The organism is Acetobacterium bakii (assembly GCF_001263355.1).
Lineage (GTDB): Bacteria > Bacillota > Clostridia > Eubacteriales > Eubacteriaceae > Acetobacterium > Acetobacterium bakii.
This window is the reverse complement of sequence record NZ_LGYO01000004.1, coordinates 91,391-110,906: the sequence shown is the minus strand read 5'-3', so window position 1 is coordinate 110,906 and position 19,516 is coordinate 91,391. Positions and strand designations below refer to the sequence as shown.

At 38.9% G+C, this 19,516-nt stretch carries 23 protein-coding genes; 19 read left to right on the top strand and 4 right to left on the bottom strand.

Annotated elements, in window-relative coordinates:
- Nucleotides 1-69: 69 nt before the first annotated feature.
- Nucleotides 70-591, bottom strand: a complete 522-nt coding sequence (locus AKG39_RS01630; RefSeq protein WP_050738614.1) for a helix-turn-helix domain-containing protein — start codon at nt 589-591, stop codon at nt 70-72.
- A 225-nt stretch (nt 592-816) separates the two neighbouring features.
- On the opposite strand from AKG39_RS01630, the gene modA reads away from it, so the two are divergent.
- Complete coding sequence (gene modA / locus AKG39_RS01625; RefSeq protein WP_050738613.1) at nt 817-1,611, top strand: molybdate ABC transporter substrate-binding protein; 795 nt, start codon at nt 817-819, stop codon at nt 1,609-1,611.
- 111 nt (nt 1,612-1,722) lie between these two features.
- Here modA and AKG39_RS01620 read toward each other — a convergent pair whose 3' ends face one another.
- Nucleotides 1,723-1,932: a TOBE domain-containing protein gene (locus AKG39_RS01620; RefSeq protein ID WP_050738612.1), complete on the bottom strand. Its 210-nt coding sequence runs from the start codon at nt 1,930-1,932 to the stop codon at nt 1,723-1,725.
- 139 nt (nt 1,933-2,071) lie between these two features.
- Nucleotides 2,072-2,272, bottom strand: coding sequence for a cold-shock protein (locus tag AKG39_RS01615; RefSeq protein ID WP_050738611.1), 201 nt, complete (start codon nt 2,270-2,272; stop codon nt 2,072-2,074).
- A 297-nt stretch (nt 2,273-2,569) separates the two neighbouring features.
- Between AKG39_RS01615 and AKG39_RS01610 the strand changes: the two genes are divergently transcribed.
- The 7 genes from AKG39_RS01610 to AKG39_RS01580 all read left to right on the top strand — a co-directional run bounded on the left by AKG39_RS01610 (nt 2,570) and on the right by AKG39_RS01580 (nt 9,026).
- A complete protein-coding gene (locus AKG39_RS01610; RefSeq protein ID WP_050738610.1) occupies nt 2,570-2,779 on the top strand; it encodes a copper ion binding protein in 210 nt (69 codons plus the stop codon).
- A 318-nt stretch (nt 2,780-3,097) separates the two neighbouring features.
- The gene (locus AKG39_RS01605; RefSeq protein WP_050738609.1) at nt 3,098-3,856 is read left to right on the top strand and encodes a class I SAM-dependent methyltransferase; all 759 of its coding nucleotides are present in this window, start codon (nt 3,098-3,100) and stop codon (nt 3,854-3,856) included.
- A 221-nt stretch (nt 3,857-4,077) separates the two neighbouring features.
- On the top strand, nt 4,078-5,019 hold the full coding sequence (gene nikB, locus AKG39_RS01600; protein ID WP_050738608.1) for a nickel ABC transporter permease: 942 nt from the start codon (nt 4,078-4,080) through the stop codon (nt 5,017-5,019).
- 3 nt (nt 5,020-5,022) lie between these two features.
- Nucleotides 5,023-5,883 carry a nickel transporter permease gene (gene nikC, locus AKG39_RS01595; RefSeq protein WP_050738607.1) on the top strand — a complete coding sequence of 287 codons (861 nt, stop codon included), beginning with the start codon at nt 5,023-5,025 and terminating at the stop codon, nt 5,881-5,883.
- A gap of 14 nt (nt 5,884-5,897) precedes the next feature.
- Nucleotides 5,898-7,454, top strand: coding sequence for an ABC transporter substrate-binding protein (locus tag AKG39_RS01590; RefSeq protein ID WP_050738606.1), 1,557 nt, complete (start codon nt 5,898-5,900; stop codon nt 7,452-7,454).
- Nucleotides 7,455-7,480: 26 nt separating this feature from the next.
- Nucleotides 7,481-8,287 (top strand): ABC transporter ATP-binding protein, encoded by an 807-nt coding sequence (locus tag AKG39_RS01585; protein ID WP_050738605.1) that lies wholly within the window; start codon nt 7,481-7,483, stop codon nt 8,285-8,287.
- Nucleotides 8,271-9,026 carry an ABC transporter ATP-binding protein gene (locus AKG39_RS01580; protein ID WP_050738604.1) on the top strand — a complete coding sequence of 252 codons (756 nt, stop codon included), beginning with the start codon at nt 8,271-8,273 and terminating at the stop codon, nt 9,024-9,026. The genes AKG39_RS01585 and AKG39_RS01580 overlap by 17 nt, the downstream gene beginning before the upstream one ends.
- A gap of 103 nt (nt 9,027-9,129) precedes the next feature.
- Here AKG39_RS01580 and AKG39_RS01575 read toward each other — a convergent pair whose 3' ends face one another.
- The gene (locus AKG39_RS01575) at nt 9,130-9,441 is read right to left on the bottom strand and encodes a DUF2325 domain-containing protein (RefSeq protein WP_050738603.1); all 312 of its coding nucleotides are present in this window, start codon (nt 9,439-9,441) and stop codon (nt 9,130-9,132) included.
- Nucleotides 9,442-10,325: 884 nt separating this feature from the next.
- Here AKG39_RS01575 and AKG39_RS01570 point away from each other — a divergent pair.
- The 11 genes from AKG39_RS01570 to AKG39_RS01525 all read left to right on the top strand — a co-directional run bounded on the left by AKG39_RS01570 (nt 10,326) and on the right by AKG39_RS01525 (nt 19,411).
- Nucleotides 10,326-12,401 carry a copper-translocating P-type ATPase gene (locus AKG39_RS01570; protein ID WP_423230032.1) on the top strand — a complete coding sequence of 692 codons (2,076 nt, stop codon included), beginning with the start codon at nt 10,326-10,328 and terminating at the stop codon, nt 12,399-12,401.
- A 167-nt stretch (nt 12,402-12,568) separates the two neighbouring features.
- Nucleotides 12,569-12,757: a ferredoxin gene (locus tag AKG39_RS01565; protein WP_050738602.1), complete on the top strand. Its 189-nt coding sequence runs from the start codon at nt 12,569-12,571 to the stop codon at nt 12,755-12,757.
- A gap of 399 nt (nt 12,758-13,156) precedes the next feature.
- Nucleotides 13,157-13,366 (top strand): FeoA family protein, encoded by a 210-nt coding sequence (locus AKG39_RS01560; RefSeq protein ID WP_050738601.1) that lies wholly within the window; start codon nt 13,157-13,159, stop codon nt 13,364-13,366.
- Nucleotides 13,367-13,413: 47 nt separating this feature from the next.
- A complete protein-coding gene (locus tag AKG39_RS01555; RefSeq protein ID WP_050738600.1) occupies nt 13,414-13,635 on the top strand; it encodes a FeoA family protein in 222 nt (73 codons plus the stop codon).
- 72 nt (nt 13,636-13,707) lie between these two features.
- A complete protein-coding gene (gene feoB / locus AKG39_RS01550; RefSeq protein WP_050738599.1) occupies nt 13,708-15,837 on the top strand; it encodes a ferrous iron transport protein B in 2,130 nt (709 codons plus the stop codon).
- Nucleotides 15,838-15,851: 14 nt separating this feature from the next.
- Nucleotides 15,852-15,986 carry a FeoB-associated Cys-rich membrane protein gene (locus AKG39_RS19255; protein ID WP_083439361.1) on the top strand — a complete coding sequence of 45 codons (135 nt, stop codon included), beginning with the start codon at nt 15,852-15,854 and terminating at the stop codon, nt 15,984-15,986.
- Nucleotides 15,987-16,148: 162 nt separating this feature from the next.
- Entirely contained in the window at nt 16,149-16,550 is a 402-nt protein-coding gene (locus AKG39_RS01545; RefSeq protein ID WP_050738598.1) for an MmcQ/YjbR family DNA-binding protein, read from the top strand.
- Nucleotides 16,540-17,724, top strand: coding sequence for a MalY/PatB family protein (locus tag AKG39_RS01540; RefSeq protein WP_050738597.1), 1,185 nt, complete (start codon nt 16,540-16,542; stop codon nt 17,722-17,724). Before AKG39_RS01545 ends, AKG39_RS01540 begins: the two co-directional genes overlap by 11 nt.
- Before the next feature lie 211 nt (nt 17,725-17,935).
- Nucleotides 17,936-18,256 (top strand): hypothetical protein, encoded by a 321-nt coding sequence (locus AKG39_RS01535; RefSeq protein WP_050738596.1) that lies wholly within the window; start codon nt 17,936-17,938, stop codon nt 18,254-18,256.
- A 157-nt stretch (nt 18,257-18,413) separates the two neighbouring features.
- On the top strand, nt 18,414-18,893 hold the full coding sequence (locus AKG39_RS01530) for a glutathione peroxidase (RefSeq protein WP_050738595.1): 480 nt from the start codon (nt 18,414-18,416) through the stop codon (nt 18,891-18,893).
- 77 nt (nt 18,894-18,970) lie between these two features.
- Nucleotides 18,971-19,411, top strand: coding sequence for a MarR family winged helix-turn-helix transcriptional regulator (locus tag AKG39_RS01525; RefSeq protein ID WP_050738594.1), 441 nt, complete (start codon nt 18,971-18,973; stop codon nt 19,409-19,411).
- The last annotated feature ends 105 nt before the right edge of the window (nt 19,412-19,516 follow it).

Below are 19,516 nucleotides of genomic sequence, written 5' to 3'. Positions count from 1 at the left end.
AATAATATTTATCATAGTAAATATTATTTTATTTTCAGGACTGTTTTCAAAAAAATTGAAAACAGTCCTTTATTTGTACACTTTTACAGACATTGTTTTAAAAACCACATAAAGCGGGGTTCCTTTTTTAATGTTCATCTCATCTAAAGATTTTTTGGTGATCAGTGCTGTTATGGGAATGCCGATGTCCAAAACAACTTTTGCGCTGGAGTCTTCCAGGATTATTTGCGTGACAACCCCTTTGTAATTATTTCTGGCACTGCTGACAAAGGTTTCTGTGCTTAAAATAATATCTTCCGGCCGGATATAAAACTTAACATCACCCTCCAATTCGGTATTGACATGGATTGCAACATCTCCAATCAATGCAATTGTTTCCCCATCTTCATGAGATATGACAGCTTGATAGCTGTTTTCAGAACCTTTGGACGTCAATAAATAGGTTTCAAATTGAGCCTCCGAAATACGGAGATGTTTACCCAGGCGGTGAGCATCAAGATCTCCGCGTTTAATCATTTCATAAACCGTGTTTTTGGTGATCTTAAGTTTTTTACCAATTTCCTCTGGAGTGTATAAAATATCTTCGTTCATTTTATTTACCTTCTTTGCTAATTTACTTAAATATTTAAAAAATAGTAGTTCAGGTCTGAAAGTGTAATGGGTGAATGCTTATAAATTCATAACCTGACAATGTTTTTTTGATAAACAAGGATTAATTAAATTTGACTTTCATTATAGCATTATGTATAATGAAAAACAATAAATCATTTATAAACATGATAAAACAGAACAAAAAGAAATGAAAGAGGAGAAAAAATGAAGCTATTTAAAAAAGGAATTATTCTATTGGTGCTGTTCGCAATTGCTTTTGCTATGACCGGGTGCCAGGCAAAAGAAGAGACAACTGCAAAAGCGGAACCGGTAACATTGACCATTTCGGCGGCAGCAAGTTTAAAAGATGCCATGGCAGAAATTCAGGCGCTATATTTAAAAGAGGAGCCAAATACGACCTTAGCCATTAACTTTGGTTCATCGGGATCGCTTTCCCAGCAAATACAACAAGGTGCCGAGGTTGATGTGTTTGTGTCTGCATCAACAAAAGATATGACGACTTTAAAAGATGCCGAGTTACTGGATAACACTACTCTGAAAAATTTATTGGGTAATGAAGTTGTGCTGATTGTACCAAAGGATTCAACTGCAACAATCACAGATTTTTCCCAGGTGGTTGATCCTACCATAGCAAAAATTGGCATAGGCGAGCCGACAACCGTTCCCGCAGGCCAATATGCTGTGGACGTGTTTACTTTTTATAATGTGATGGATCAAATTACCGATAAAATAGTATATGGTAAAGATGTTAAGGAAGTTTTAACCTGGGTTGAAACGGGAAATGTGGATGTAGGTGTTGTTTATTCAACAGATGCAAAAGTATCTGATGCGGTAAAAGTCGTTGCAACCGCTCCGGCAGATTCTCATAAGCCGATTATTTACCCTACCGCTGTGATTAAGGCAAGCAAAAATTCTGAAGCCGCTAAAAGTTTCAATGATTTTTTAAGCAGTGATGCCGCAAAAGCAGTTTTTGTAAAATATGGTTTTACGGCCCTTTAATTGGAATAGATACAGGAAGTGCTCATGGTAAAACTGATACGATCAAGCAAAAATGCTTCCGATGGGTAATCCATCGGGAGCATTTTTGCTTGATCAATGTTTTACTAAGAATTAGTCAACCATAACCATAACAGAGGAAGATTTAATAACAGCAGTAGCTTCGCCACCGACAACAAGGCCAAGATCTTTAACAGACCCAATAGTAATAATTGAGGTAACTACATTTCCACCGCCAATATCGATTGTAACTACGGCATTTACTGCACCTTCATTAATATTGACAATTTTGCCTTTGAATTGATTTCTTGCGCTTAATTTCATTTTTACCTCCTACTATAATTGTATTTTTTTTAATTCTATACTTTTGAACTTAATTAAAGCTTAACTAAAAATAAATTATCAAAATGCATAAAAAAAGCCCGTATATTAAATACGGGCTTTTTTGAAAAATCTTAAGGAACTATGCAATAAAAACGTTAGTAGCTTGTAAGCCACGATCAGTTTTTTCTGTGTCAAAAGTAACACGTTGTCCTTCTACAAGGTTTTTGCGGCCATCAGCAACAATTGCAGAGAAATGTACAAATACATCTTCGCCACCATCAATCGAAATAAAACCAAAACCTTTTTCCTCGTTAAACCATTTAACTGTACCAGTATTCATTTTTGGTACCTCCTATTTTCTATAAATTAATCTTGATGCAAAAACCAAAACACATATTTTTGAAAATCATCTAGCTGTAAAAATGACTTTCAAAAATATGTGAAATCAATAAATACACTGTAATCTATAAACTATAATACAGCATTAACCGTTGTTTGTCAAATGTTTTAAGAAAGAATTAAAGAACATTAAGAAACAATATTATTAAGTCTGTCGTCAAGTAAAATAAAATGGGTATAATAAGAAAAAGTATTTAAGCTGAAAATAATCGCACAAATAAATACAAAGAGGTGAAAAATGGAAAAAATAACATTGAATGTGGAAGGAATGTCCTGTTCGCACTGTGAGAAGACCATAAAAAAAGCGGTTGGTGAACTGGTAGGGGTTACTGGTGTGAATGTTGATTTGGCTCAAAAAACTGTCACGATAGAGTATGAACCCGTCAAGGCAAATTTAGAGAATTTTAAGCTAGCAATCGAAGAAGAAGGTTATGAAGTAGTCGGTTGACCATAACTTGACTTCATGGAAGCCTTACTGTCTTTTTGCGGAAAATGGCAACCAGGCATTTAAATATTCGAAAGTGAAAATATTTCGCTTATTGTATTGGATATGATGCTTTCAGACATGAATGGAGAAGAAATCTGTATCATGATACGAAAAAATTCAAAGATTCCAAATTTTAGTTGACACTAAGAATCAATTATGAGAGAATTACATTAATTAAATACTTGTATATACAAAGTCATGAAGGCTTGTTGCGGTTTGTAAACCGGTTCGTTTCTTCATGGCTTTTTTTGTATTAATAATAAAGGAAAAGGTACTCAAATGGAAAATATTCTTCATAAAGTAGAAAATTATTGGGATGGTCGCTCAGAAGGTTATTCTGAGGTCAATGTGGAAGAACTTAACAGTTATAAAATGGATGTATGGAAAAATTTGATTAATCAATATAAACCAGCTGTGATTGGAAGAAAGCTGAAGGTTTTAGATATTGGGACGGGTCCAGGATTTTTTGCCATCACCATGGCGACCTGTGGGTATGATGTTACCGCAGTGGATTACACCGATGCCATGCTTCACCAGGCTAAGAAAAATGCCGGATCTTATAAAAATACCATTAAATTCATCCGAATGGATGCACAGTGCCTGGATTTTGAAGATCATACCTTCGATCTTATAATTACCCGGAACCTGACCTGGAATTTGGAAAAACCGGACCAGGCATACAAGGAATGGCACCGGGTACTTGCTCCCGGAGGCAGAATTTTGAATTTTGACGCCAATTGGTATCTGCATCTTTTTGATAAGGAAAAGCGATCAGAATATGAACAGGATCGCATGAATTCTGAAAAAAATGGCGTCAAGGATCACTATGTTCACACGAATACTACAGCGATGGAAGAAATCGCCAAAAACCTTCCTTTAAGCCGAACCATGCGCCCCCAATGGGATGCTGCGGTTCTTATCAATACTGGCTTTAAAAAAGTTATGATCGAACAGGATATTGGTCAGCTTGTCTGGAACAAGGAAGAACAAAGCAACTATGCCTCTACCCCAATGTTTATGATTTTTGGTGAGAAATAATTCGATAAAAGCTATTTAAAAACACAAAGTCATGAGGGTTGATAACGGTTTGCAAACCGTTATTTCGTTCATGACTTTTTTGTTTAATAAAGCTTTCAATATCAAAAATGAAATTACTTAAAAATAACATTTGACCTTTTCAAAAGAAAAAGCAGAGGCATTCTGATTACGACAAAAGGAAAACATGTTTATGAATATGCAAGAGAGGTTATACACACAATATGCGAAAATACATCGGAAAACGCCTGCTGCAACTGATCCCCATTATTTTGGGGATCACTTTATTGTCCTTTGCACTAATGCAATCGGCGGTAGGGGATGCGGTAGATGCACTTTATGACAATGCCGGTGGTGGAGTATCGGAAGAAGTTAAAGCAGAAAAACGGGCGGAGCTGGGTTTGGACCAACCTTTTATCGTTCAATATACAACTTGGTTGGGCGGTGTTGCAACCGGTGATATGGGAACATCCTATATTTCCGGGAAACCCGTATTTGAAACATTCATTTCGAAATTACCGGCAACTATTTATTTAACCCTGACCTCGATATTATTAACGATCATGATTTCCATTCCCTTTGGAATACTGGCAGCGGTCAAACAGAATGGAATCTGGGATTATATCATTCGGGTGATGAGTTTTATGGGGAATTCTCTGCCCGGTTTTTTTGTATCGTTATTGCTGATTTATGTTTTTGCCTTGAATTTAAAGCTATTTCCGGTTATGGGAAACAGCGAAGGGTGGAAAAGTATTGTCTTGCCGACACTGACCCTTGCCATTGCTATGGCCGCAAAATATACCAGGCAGGTCCGGGCAACCATATTGGAAGAATTAAATAAAGATTATGTAATGGGGGCAAAAGCCAGAGGGGTTAAAGAGTCCAGTATTCTGTATGCCAGTGTTTTAAAGTCATCGATGCTGGCCATTGTAACTTTGCTGGCATTATCCATCGGATCGCTGTTGGGCGGTACCGCCATTGTGGAATCCATTTTTATGTGGGATGGTGTGGGTAAGCTGGCAGTCGATGCCATTATGATGAGGGATTATCCCATGATTCAGGCCTATGTTATCTGGATGGCCCTGATTTACGTGATGGTTAATCTAATCACCGATATTCTGTACCATTACCTTGATCCAAGAATCCGTTTGGAACAGGAGGGTTAAAGAATGGAGACAATAAAAGCTATAACCATTCGCAGCCAAAAAATTCGCGTTGATTACACCATGAAAAAATTCTATATTTTTTCAATTCTGGTGGCCATCTTACTATTAATCGCTGCCTTTGCATCCTACCTGGTGCCCTATGATCCCTATCAACAGGACTTATTGAATGCTTTGACAGCACCCAATTCCGAGCATTTACTGGGGACCGACCGTTATGGACGGGATTTGTTGTCCCGGGTGATTATGGGGGCACAATCCACAATTTTTTCGGCACTACTATTAGTTGCCATTGTTTCGATATTGGGAACCGTGGTAGGGGTATTTTGCGGCTATACCGGAGGAAAAATAGATTCATGGATTATGAGAATCTCAGACGTCTTTCTGGCGTTTCCGGGGATGGTATTTGCCATCGCCGTGGCCGGCATTTTAGGCGGTGGCATTATGAATGCAGTAGTGGCACTGGCCTGTATCTCCTGGCCAAAATTTGCCAGGCTGGCCAGAAGCCAGGTATTATCGATTAAAACCATGCCCTATATTTCGGCCGCCCAACTAAGCGGCTCAAAACCCATTAAAATTATTTTCAAACATATTACTCCGAATATTATCGGTCCGATTTTGGTAACCGCAACCCTTGATATTGGCACCATGATGATGGAGCTTGCCGGTTTGTCATTTTTAGGACTGGGAGCCATGCCTCCCATCGCCGAATGGGGTTCGATGATGAGTGATGGGCGAAGTATGCTTCAAACCGCCCCTTGGGTCATTCTAGCACCAGGTTGTGCTATTTTTATATCAGTGATGTTATTTAACTTGCTAGGGGATACCGTACGAGACGTATTGGATCCCAAAACAAAAAAAGATTAAATAAGGAGAAAAGAATGAAAAAGAAAAGTAAAGCATTGGCACTTGTTTTAACAATTGCCATGACCGTTGGGCTTTTATCAGGCTGCGGCAGTTCCACAGCCAGTGAAAGCACTGCTGAAAAAGTATTTAATTACGGTACCGTGGCTTATGGGGTGGCCAATTCGAATGTGGGACTAAATCCCCATGAAGCTTACAGCGGCTGGTCAACGGTTCGTTATGGTGTTGGCGAAACCCTGTTTAAATTTAATGAAGCCATGGAATTAGAACCATGGTTGGCAACGGATTTTGAGCAGGTTGATGAGTACACCGTTAAAATTAACCTGAGAGATGATGTTAATTTTTCTAATGGCAAGAAAATGACCGGGGATGCTGTTAAAGCTTGTTTGGAAAATTTAATTGCCGTTCATGATCGGGCGCCTAAGGATTTACAGATCAAAACCATCACTGCTGATGGACAGAGTATTACCATTACATCGGCAATAAAGTCACCGGTGTTGGTCAATTATTTATGCGATCCTTACGGTGCAATTATTGACATGGAAGCAGGCGTAACTACTGATAAAAATGTGGTTGGAACTGGTCCTTATGTTGCAAAAACCGTAACCGATACTGAAATTAATCTGGAAGCAAATACTGATTACTGGGGCGGAACACCCAAGGTTGCCAAGGTTAACGTTAAGAGTATCACCGACGGAGATACTCTTACTATGGCAATGCAAAGCGGAGAAATCGATGCTACCCAGGGACTACCCTATGCAAGTCTGGAATTATTTCAGGATAATGGGGATTACACCGTTAGTTCCACAAATACCTCCCGGGTTTATCAGGCGGCTCTGAATTACAAATCAGCAGTTATCCAGGATGATGCAGTTCGTAAAGCCATGGCTATGAGTATGAACAAAGAAGGATTTACAACCGTATTGCTCCAGGGCAATGGCGTCCCCGCAGAAGGTCCTTTTCCGGAGAACTTCTCATTCGGGGGAGATGCGGTAAAAGCAGCAGCCTATGATATCGAAGGAGCCAAAGCAGTGCTTGAAGCAGCCGGCTGGGTTGATTCAAATGGAGATGGTATCCGGGAAAAAGATGGCAAAGATTTATCAATTAATTGGTTAACCTATACATCGAGACAGGAGCTGCCATTATTGGCCGAATCAGTTCAGGCATCTTATAAAGAAGCCGGAATGGATGTACGGGTTAATGCCACAGATAGCTATAAGGACTTTCTTAAAGCCGGAGATTATGATGTCTTTGCCAATGCCTTTGTAACAGCCCCAACAGGAGATCCACAGTACTATTTCACTACCCACGTTGTGGATGGTTCTGACTACAATCGGGGTTTTTATCATAATGATAAAGTAGAACAACTGGTTGAACAATTGCGCAATGAATTTGATACCAATAAACGCAGTGATTTAGCAGTGCAGATTGCCCAGCAAGTGGTTGATGATAACGCTTATATTTATGCATCAAATTTAAAAATGTCCTTTGTAATGAAAAAAGGAGTGACCGGATTTACCGCACACCCATCAGATTATTATGAAATCACAGCCAATTTGGATATTACTGAATAAATGACACAATTAAAAAGGAAAAACTAATGCAATACCCATTGTTAGAAATGCAGCATGTTGAAATAAGTTATGATGGAAAACCCACGGTATTTGATTTTAATCTGACAATGCAGCAAGGCGAAATCCTTGGCATTGTCGGAGAATCCGGAAGTGGGAAAAGTACCCTGATCAAAGCGGCAATGGGCCTTCTGGGAACCGCAGGGGCCGTGACCAGGGGTGACATTTATTATAAGGGACAAAATATTTTAGATATTCAGCCTGAAGAATTGCGCCTGCTGAGAGGGCCGGAAATGGGAATGATTTTCCAAAATTGCGGCAGTGCTTTATGTTCAATTCGAACAATCGGGGATCAATTTTATGAAAGCATGAAACAGCACCGGCGAGTCAAAAGAGAAGATGTGAATGAACTGGCGATGAAACTTTTTAACAAGATTAATCTTCCTGATGGGGAGCGGATTTTAAAAAGTTACCCTTTTGAATTATCCGGCGGGATGAATCAAAGGGTTGGCATTGTCATGGCGATGATTCAAAAACCCGATTTGCTGTTTGCCGATGAGCCGACGTCAGCCCTTGATGTCACCGCCCAGGCCCAGGTCATCAACGAAATGATGAGCCTGAGAAATGAATTTGGAATGGGGATTGCCATTGTTACCCATAATATTGGGGTGGTATCCTATATGACAGATAAGGTTGCGGTGATGCATCAAGGTCATCTGGTTGAATATGGTGATACCCAGAAAGTTATGAATAATCCCCAGAAAGCTTACACAAAAAAATTGATTCAAGCTGTTCCTAGAATCAGAAAGAGCCGAGCCCATGAGTCTGTTATTTGAAGTTAAAAATCTGAAAAAATCATATCGCAAAGGGACAACAACCATAAAGGCAGTTGATGGGATTAGTTTCATGATTAATAAAGGGGAATGCATGGGCCTTGTTGGTGAAAGCGGCTGCGGAAAAAGTACCACTGCCAGGATGATCACCCGTTTAGAGCAAGCGGATGAGGGTGAAATATTTTTAAATGGAAAAGAGATTAGCCGGGTAAATAAAAAAGAGCTGAGAGATGTTTACAGCAATATCCAGATGATCTTTCAGATGCCGGGGGATTCCTTTAATCCCAGAATTAAATTGGGAGAAGGCATTATGGAAAGTATGATCAACCAGGGCATGAAAAGACGTCAGGCAAGGGAGAGGGCCCAGGAATATTTGGAAGCCTGCGGGCTAAATCGGGATTTTGCCGACCGTTATCCCCATCAAGTCAGTGGCGGGGAATGTCAACGTGCGTCCATTGCCAGAGCCATTGCCATTGAGCCCCAACTGCTGATTTGTGACGAAGCAACAAGTGCCCTTGATGTCACCATTCAGGCCCAAATTGTAGAACTGTTAGAAAAGTTTCAAAAAGAAATGGACATGTCTTATTTGTTTATTTGTCACGATTTAGCGCTGGTTCAAAAAGTTTGTGACCGGGTGATGGTGATGTATGATGGTAAAATTATTGAAGCGGGTAGCCCCGATGAAATCATTAATCATCCCCAAAAGGAATACACGAAAAAGCTAATCGATTCTGTATTCTAATAAACGATTTAGATAGTAAACAGACCAGTTTTTGCCTATGATTCAAAGGCTGTCAATAAAAAATTGGCAGTCTTTTTAATGCAGATTATTCGCGGGACAACGCCTAGCAGCCGGAGCAGCCATTGCAATTCTTACATCGGGAATGCTCCTCTAGGATTCCTCTTAATGCTGACAAACTGCTGGTATGACAACGTGTCAGTGGCAGGTTGAATTTTTTGGCCTCAGAAACCGCGCAGGTTACCATTTTATGAGAGACCGTATTGGTAAATAATACGACTAAATCCGGGTTGCCAATTTTCTTTTTCATGGCTCCCTGCATTTGAGTAAACACTTTCGCCCGACATCCGTATTCTTTACAGAGACCTTTATATTGATAGATCATGCGATCATTTCCACCGATAATAACAATGCTCATTTTATTCCTCCATGTTAAAGATATTACCAACTAAATATGATTAAGTATTTGTTAGGTAATACTAACATAACCGATGCTTTAATATTTGTCAAGAAAAAGAGTTCTTTATTATTTCTGATGCTATTTCACATCCGGCAATTTAACATATGTCGATAAATTTATTATTGACATATGTTTATAATAGTGTATAATTAAAAACGTAAAGGGTATATGTTAATAACTAAGGTAACTTAACGTTGTTAACCGAGTATTTGGATGTGGTAGATGCCGCAGGCGATCATTTAGAGAAAGGTTTGAAAAGTTAAATTAAGTTAAGTGGACGGTGTTTAAGAAAAATGGTAAATGCTGCAAGTTCCGATTGTTAATGAAGTTCTTTACAATGGTTTTTAGGCGGTGCTAATTATAAAAATTCAAGGTCTTCGTCGCTATCATTAATAAATAGATAATTTTTGATGGTATATGTCACTCATGCGGAGGCCATATAATGCTTTGTCCAAATGAAGCTTTGACCAAAAGGACAGGGTTTTTGGAGAAATAAATGAGGGGATTTCCGAATAGGTCAAAGTAATTTCCAGGATTTTTAATGCTGGAGAAATCTCGGAAATACCCATTGTAAAAATAAGCGGTGAAACGAAAATGAGCGAAAATTACAGGGAAAACTGTAATACATTTGGTGATGAATGTGATAAATATAATCCCCAAAATTAGACAGTTTTAGTTAAGCAACCATAGAGGAGTGAATTCGGTAATGAACCGGGCTCAGTCCTTTTTTGCATTTGATTTTATCGTAATCCATTCAATTGATCAATAACCGAGAATGCATCGAAGATGCCAGATGTTTGAAAAAAATTTTTTGGGGTAGAACATTTTTGTAAAGGAAAGGAGTGAATATTTTGGATAACCAGGTAAAACATAATCACATCAATCATCAGGGACATAAACATGGATATCAAGAAAATTCAAATAATGATCATGAAAACATAAAGCATCAGGGTTATGAGACCGGTAAACACGAGGGACACCATGAAATGATGGTGAAAGATTTTAAAAGAAGATTCTTTATATCACTCATTATTACCATTCCAGTATTGCTTTTATCACCTATGATTCAGATGTTTATGGGTGTGGATTGGCAGGTCCCATGGGATTATTATCTGCTGTTTATCCTTTCCACAATACTCTTTATTTATGGCGGAAAGCCCTTTATTAAAGGTGCCAGGGACGAGCTTAAGAAAAAGTCGCCAGCCATGATGACATTAATAACACTTTCCATAACTGTTGCTTATATCTATAGTACCCTGACGGTATTTGTTATAAGCGGCAATGATTTTTTTTGGGAGTTAGCTACATTAATCGATATTATGCTTTTAGGTCATTGGATTGAAATGAAATCGGTGATGGGAGCATCAAAAGCCTTGGATGAACTCATCAAGCTTATGCCCGAAGAAGCTCACTTGCTTAAGGAAAATCAAGAGATCACTGATATTCCTGTAAAACAATTAAAGGCTGGGGACTCGGTTCTGGTAAAGCCCGGTGAAAAGATTCCCATCGATGGCCTGGTTTATAATGGCAGCTCGGCGGTGAATGAGGCCATGATCACCGGTGAATCTGTTCCCGTTGAGAAAAAAGTTGGGGATGAAATAATCGGTGGTTCCATAAATGGCGATGGTATCTTAAAGTTTAAGGTGAATCGGGTTGGCGACGGGACATTCCTTTCCCAGGTAATTAAGCTGGTGCAGGAAGCCCAGGCTTCAAAATCAAACACACAACGATTGGCGGATACCGCAGCCAAATGGTTATTCTACATTGCCGTGGTGGCAGGAATCATGACCTTTGCTATCTGGATATTGGTTTCAAATGATTTAAACTTTTCAATAGAGCGTGCCGTCACCGTAATTGTAATTTCATGTCCCCATGCATTGGGTTTGGCAATACCCCTGGTTACTGCAGTTTCAACGAGTATCGGCGCAAAACGCGGTTTATTGATCAGAAATCGGGTAGCATTTGAAAATGCCAGAAAAATAAATGCGGTTGTCTTTGATAAAACAGGAACGCTGACTGAAGGTGAATTTGGTATAACCGATATTCAAGAAATTGGATTGTCTAAAGATGAACTGCTTTCACTTGCTTATTCGGTGGAATCAAACTCAGAACATCCCATTGCAAAAGGAATTGTCAAAGAAGCCCAGAAATTAAGTCTTAAGAGCAAAGATGTTAAAGACTATCAAAACTTGCCGGGGAAAGGCTTAAAGGCAACCGTCGACGGGAGAAGCATTATGGTTGTAAGTCCGGGTTATATGCAGTCAGAAAGAATTGACTTTGATAAAGAACATTATGAACAGCTTGCCCAGGAGGGGAAAACGGTGATATTCGTGTTAGAGGGAAAGACCCTGCTTGGTTATCTGGCCTTATCAGATATTGCCAGAGATACCGCCAGAGAAGCCATTGCAACTTTAAAATCCATGCACATTGAAACGATTATGTTAACTGGAGATAATCAGCGAGTCGCCTCCTACCTTGGAAACAGGCTAAAGATTGATACTGTGATTGCAGAAGTCCTGCCCCAGGAAAAAGCATTAAAAATTGAAGAGCTTATTAAAGAAAGCAAGATTGTAGCCATGACCGGCGACGGGATCAACGACGCCCCATCATTGGCAAAAGCTGATTTAGGTATTGCCATCGGCGCCGGCACCGATGTTGCCATTGAAACAGCTGATATTATTCTCGTCAGAAGTAATCCATTGGATGTGGTGACAGTTTTGGAGCTTTCAAAAGCAACCTACAAAAAGATGGTTCAGAACTTGATTTGGGCTACCGGCTATAATATTATTGCAATTCCACTGGCGGCAGGTGTTCTTTACAATCAGGGAATTGTCATCAGTCCGGCATTGGGGGCGATTTTTATGACAGTAAGCACGATTATCGTGGCAATCAATGCCAGACTGCTTAAAATTGATTAGCGAATCATCAACGTTTTTTCTACATTGATTCCAATCAATAGAATATTTGGGATACGGGTTTTATTTATTTAAAAGGGATCTATAATATTCATAAATATGGGTATTATTAATATATAGACAATAATACTTAGGCAAGCAAAATTTAACGATTAAAAGGAGATATTGAAATGAAAGCTATTGTTGATAGAGAAGCCTGTGTCGGTTGTGGACTGTGTGAAACGGTTTGCCCCGAGGTTTTTGAGCTGGATGCAGAAAGCATCGCAATTGTACTGGTGGATGAAATTTCTATGGAATCTGAAAGCTGCGCATTAGAGTCCAGGGATGATTGTCCTGTGGAAGCGATAACAATTGAATAGTATGGTGCTATTTAGTTTGAATAATTTATAAGTTTAAATCAGAATACCGGGAAAGGGTTGTCTATTCGCTCTTTTCTGGTATTGTTATTATTGGATGATCTAAAACGCTCTTTGGTCTTTAATTAAGACTATTATTTCCTATCGGTGATACGTCTGTTTGAATTACCGGTTGGAATGGTTCTGAAAATTGGTATACCTCCAGGACGAGTTAATCGAGAACTATGAGTATCAATTTTATATTGATGCTTTTTTTAATGTTTGAATATATCATAAAAAAAACTAAAAAAGATTTCGAAATATGATTGACAAAAAGTGTTAGGCATAGTAAACTTATCAATAGAGTTAGTGACATCTAACTGCATATGGTTTTAAATTTATATTTCATAGGGGGATACGATTATGCCTTTAATTATGGCAAGGACTGGAGAATGTAACACAATAATACGCATTACCGGCAAGGATGAAACGAAGCGTTTTCTGGAAAATATGGGCTTTATTACCGGTGGCGACATAACAGTTGTTTCGGAAATGGGCGGAAATATGATTGTTAACATTAAAGGAACCCGTGTGGCGATCAGTAAAAGCATGGCGAATCGCATTATGGTTTAGATCCTTGAAAATAATATCGAAATGAATTACAAAGGAGAATTATTTCTATGAACACACTAAAGACGACTCAATGCGGCGAAACCGTTACAGTACTTAAACTCCATGGTGAAGGTCCCATAAAGCGCCGCATAATGGATATGGGGATTACTAAAGGTGCGTCGATTTTTGTTCGCAAGGTTGCACCGCTTGGCGATCCCATTGAGGTAACCGTCAGGGGATACGAGTTATCGCTGCGAAAAAATGATGCAAATATGATTGAAGTTGAATAACACAGAGTAAATCCTGTTTTTTTTGACACTAGAGTTAGCATTGACTAACTATTAACAATGAAGGAGACCTAAATGGAAATTAAAATAGCACTGGCGGGAAACCCGAATTCCGGCAAAACAACTATGTTCAATGCTTTAACCGGAAGCTCTCAGTATGTGGGCAACTGGCCTGGAGTTACAGTTGAGAAAAAAGAAGGCAGACTCAAAGGGCATAAGGAAGTGGTAATTACTGACTTGCCGGGGATATATTCATTGTCACCATATACTCTTGAAGAAGTGGTCACCAGAAATTATTTATTAAATGATCATCCCGATGTTATTATTAATATTGTTGATGCTTCAAATATCGAACGGAATTTATATCTCACTACTCAGCTTGTTGAATTGGGCATTCCTGTTATTGTTGCCCTGAATATGATGGACATCGTCAATAAAAACGGCGATATCATTAATACCGAAAAGTTGGCCAAAGCGTTGGGGTGTCAGGTAATTGAAACTGCGGCAATTAAAGGGACTGGCGTAAAAGAGGCTGCAAACAAGGCCGTAGAATTGGTCAGGCTGAAGCGAATAACCACACCGCAACATGTTTTTGCGACGGACGTTGAGGAAGCTCTTGACATCATCCAGGGACAGCTTTCCAAAACCGTCAAAGCCAGTCAGAAACGTTGGTATGCCATTAAACTCTTTGAGCGTGACGACAAGGTGATGAGTACTCTCGGTCTTGATGCTGAGATCCAAAAGAAGATTGAAAAAATCATTACTGATTGCGAAAAAATAATGAGTGATGATGCTGAAAGCATTATCACCAATGAACGCTATGAATATATCAGCAGAATTGTTAAAAAGTGTACCATCAAAAAAGTGACGGGCATGACAACCTCGGATAAAATTGATCGAATTGTAACCAATCGCTGGCTGGCACTGCCTATTTTTGCGGCGGTTATGTGGCTGGTATACTTTATATCAATTTCATCTCTGGGGGCTATTGTGACCGATTGGACCAACGATGTTCTGTTCGGTGGCTGGGTTACCAATTTTGCCACAGGGGCTCTGGAGTCGGTTGGCGCTGCGGATTGGCTCATTGGTCTTATTGTTGACGGTATCATCGGGGGGGTTGGTGCAGTACTTGGATTTTTGCCTCAAATGCTCATTTTATTCTTTTTCCTGGCAATCTTGGAAGACTGCGGATATATGACCCGTGTTGCCTTTATAATGGATCGGATTTTTCGAAAATTCGGGCTGTCAGGTAAATCGTTCATTCCATTAATGATCTCATCCGGTTGCGGCGTTCCCGGGATTATGGCTTCCCGAACCATTGAAAATGAAAATGATCGAAAAATAACCATCATGGTAACAACCTTTATACCCTGTGGTGCAAAGTTGCCGATTATTGCACTAATTGCCGGTGCGATCTTTTCAGGCGCTACCTGGGTTGCTCCATCCATGTACTTTCTAGGAATAGGTATGGTTCTTATTTCCGGTATTATTTTAAAGAAAACAAAATTATTTTCCGGTGATCCCGCTCCATTTGTAATGGAACTGCCCCAATATCATATCCCCAGTTTAAAGGGTGTGCTTACCCACATGTGGGAGCGTGGAAAATCATTTGTGATTAAAGCCGGAACCGTTATTTTTGTTGCCTGCGGTGTTATCTGGTTTCTTCAATCATTTAGCTGGGGTTTGCAAATGGTCGATCCAAGCGAAAGCATATTAGCTTCAATCGGCACAGTCATCGCCCCAATTTTTGCACCTCTTGGTTTCGGAACATGGCAGGCTACGGTTGCAACGATTACGGGTCTTGTCGCCAAAGAAAATGTAGTGGGGACCTTCGGCGTGCTCTACGGTATTTCCGAGGTGGCCGGCGACGGCGTTGAAATTTGGAGCCGTGTTGCCGCAGATTTTACGGTGGTCAGCGCTTTTGCTTTTCTCGTATTTAACATGCTCTGTGCCCCCTGCTTTGCGGCAATCGGTGCAATCAAACGTGAAATGGGCAGTTGGAAATGGACCTGGATTACCATTGGTTATCAAACCAGTTTGGCCTATGCGGCTGCATTCATTGTCTATCAGATTGGCAGCGTCGTTTTTTTAGGCCAGAACTTCACGATTCTCACAGTGATTGCATTGGCCATCATTGCCTTCGTTATTTGGTTGCTAGTACGCCCCGCGAAGAAACTTATTCCTGTTGTTGCAGCACAGCATTAGAAGGGAGATAAAAAATGGCAACTTTGATAATTGGTGTTATTGTTATCGGCGCGATGATTGCGGCATCCTATAAGATTTTTAAAGATCATAAAAAAGGCGGTTGCAGCGGCTGCTCGGGTTGCTCGGATTCAAACAAATGCCATAAATAGTATCACAACAATACCGACTCCAAATATTTGGTGTCGGTATTGTTGTATGTAAAAACAAGAAGTAAATCTTATATATAAAGTTTTCATATGTTATAATTTGTAAAAAGACAGATATCAGTCAAATCAGGAAGATCATAAAAACTATTGAAAGTAGGTGAGAAAATGAGCTACGAATGGATCGATGAATATTGCCTCTCAAAAAAAGGTGTTGAAAAAGATTATAAGTTGGAATGGGGGGCAATCCGATATATGATCAGAGGAAAAATGTTTGCGATGCAAGGCAGTGACAAAATGGGAGAACCTATTATTACTACGAAACTGGAACCTAGTCAGGGTGAATTTTTAAGAAATAAATATAAGGATATAATCCCTGGTTATTATATGAATAAAGTCCACTGGAACTCTCTTTACTTAGAAGGTAATGTTCCCGATGATATTGTTAAAGATATGCTTGATAATGCATATGCTCTTATTTTCTTATCATTAAGCAAAAAAACACAGAAAGAAATTCTGGAGGGTGTTTCCCTCGTACAACCTGAAAGGGGAATAAAATTTGAAGACTGATTTTAATGAAATAATCCAACGGGATAATACAAACTCTATTAAATACGATTTTGCGAGCCGTCGAGGAAAACCGGAGGGGCTTTTATCCCTATGGGTGGCAGATATGGATTTTAAAACTCCGGCCCCTGTGGTGGATGCCCTCGTGGAAAAGAGCAGGCATGGAATTTTTGGGTACTCCGAAAGCGGGCAAGACTATTTTTTTGTTTTAAAAAAATGGTTTAAGACAAATTTTCAGTGGCATATAAAACCCGAATGGTTGGTGACAACGCCAGGGGTAGTTTATGCCATTGCCACAGCCATTCGTTCTTTGACAAACCAGGGGGATGGAGTGATTATACAGCAGCCGGTTTATTATCCTTTTTCCGAAATGATCACCATTAATAATCGCAACCTCATTGTGAATCAGCTTACGTATGAAAATGGAAAATACGGCATTGATTTTGAAGATTTTGAATACAAAATCATTAAAAACAAGGTGAAGCTTTTTATTTTGTGCAACCCACACAATCCGGTGGGCAGAGTGTGGACGGGGGAAGAATTAATGCGGTTGGGAGACATCTGTCTAAAACATGGGGTAATGGTTGTTTCTGATGAAATCCACCAGGACTTCATCTATACAGGGCATGTACATCAGGTGTTTTCAGATCTAAAGCCTGAGTTTCTTAAAATATCCATTACTTGTACTGCACCGACCAAAACATTTAATCTTGCAGGGTTGCAAATATCCAATATCTTTATTGCGAATCCAGGAATTCGAAAAAAGTTTAAAGAAGAAATGATAAAAGGTGGCTATAATCAGCCGAATATTATGGGTATGGTCGCTTGTACGGCAGCTTATTCAAAAGGTGGAGAATGGCTGGAAGAACTACTGATTTATCTTTCTGAAAACTTGGATTTTATTAGGAGTTTTTTAATTAATCGATTACCACGGGTAAAACTCATTGAACCGGAAGGCACTTATTTAGTGTGGCTGGATTTTAATGCATTGGGCCTAAAAGAAAAGGAATTAGAAAATTTAATTATTCATAAAGCTGGACTCTGGCTTGATAAAGGGACTATGTTTGGCGTTGGAGGGGAAGGTTTTCAACGGATTAATATCGCATCCCCACGAATAATTCTTGAGCAGGCGCTTTCTCAATTAGAAAGAGCAATCAATATAAAAGAATTAAATTAAAAGTTAAAAAGTATTTCAACTTTGTTTTTGGTGATAAAATTATCACTTAGCTGCAAGTCACTAAAAGTTTGGGACCATACAATTTAATTATTTTATCACCGATTTATTTTTTAGTATTTACTGAGAACCATTGAAATTATAAAATAAGTGTTTTGATTTTTATATAAATGGGTACAATAAAATAAAAGATTATAGAAACGGAGATGGAGAGATGGATCAATCATATGGTATTAAAATTGACCAAACAGTATTAGATTACATGAAAGGGAAAGGAAAAGATGTGCTGACATTGGATATTATCTTGACCGGTGGCGGCTGCTGTCCAACCATGGAAATTTCAGAAATCGAATTTAGAAAGCCAGAAAAGCCTGACTTATACGATGTTTATGAACAAAATGATACTACATTGTATATAAGTAAAGAAGCTAAGGTAATAACACCCACACTTCACTTCATACTCAAAAATAATTTTATTGGATCAACAGTTGAGGCTGAAGGGCTTAGCGTGAAGAAACAATACTCAGAGTGGTAATAAAAATGGGGCATCGGTTTAATTAAACCGTTGTCCTGTCTTTATTTTATTTCTGATTTTCGATTATCAAGAAATATTTTAGGATAAACAATTGACATAATTAAATTGTGTGATAATATAATTGTACACAATTTAATAACGAAAAAGGAGATGACATATGAGCTTATATGATTATGTAGTAAAAGATGGGCAAGGGGCAGATGTTTCAATGCAAGAATATGAAGGAAAAATCTTGCTGATTGTAAATACCGCAACAGGCTGTGGTCTTACCCCTCAGTATGAAGGTTTACAGGATATGTATGAAAAATTTCGAAAACAGGGTTTCGAAATATTGGATTTTCCTTCAAATCAGTTTGCTAATCAGGCACCGGGAAGTAATGAAGAAATAAAAAGTTTTTGCGAAACCCGATTTGGAGTAACTTTTAAAATGTTTTCAAAAATAGAAGTTAATGGTGAAAATCAGGAACCACTATATGGCTATCTTAAAAATCAAAAAGGTGGTTTTCTTGGATCCAATATCAAATGGAATTTTACAAAATTCTTAGTCAATCAAAAAGGTGAGGTTGTTAAACGCTATGCACCAACGGATAAGCCTGAAAAAATAGAAAAGGATCTCGAAAAATTACTGAAGAATTAGCTGGAAACCGATAAAAAAATTGCTTGCAATTAGATTGGGTGATACAATGAAATCAAATATCTAAAGGAGTGATTTATTTGGACAGTGAAGTTTTAAAATTAGAAAATCAATTGTGTTTTCCTCTTTATGCGACCGCAAAAGAGGTAGTTAAACGTTACAAACCTTACTTGGATGAGCTTGGTTTAACCTATACTCAGTACATAGCCATGATGGTATTATGGGAGCATAAAACCATTAATGTTAAAAGCCTGGGAGAGTTTTTATACCTTGATTCGGGAACCATTACGCCCTTATTAAAACGGCTTGAAGCAGCGGGATTTATTGTTCGAAAACGGGATTCGAATGACGAACGAAATGTTATTGTTTCGCTAACTCTTAAAGGTGAGGAATTAAAAGAACCGGCCAGCAAGATTCCCGAAAAAATCTCCAAATGCCTGCCTATTTCAGATGAAGAAGCAAGAACACTCTATCAAATACTCTATAAAATATTGGGCGATAATTCATGCGGCATAGAATAGCGATCGCCTGCTGATTCTTTTAGGAAATTGAAAGCTCTGTAAAATTACCGGACTGCGATTAAAAGATAAAGTAATGTGACAAACCTCGCTGCGGATTTTTATTTT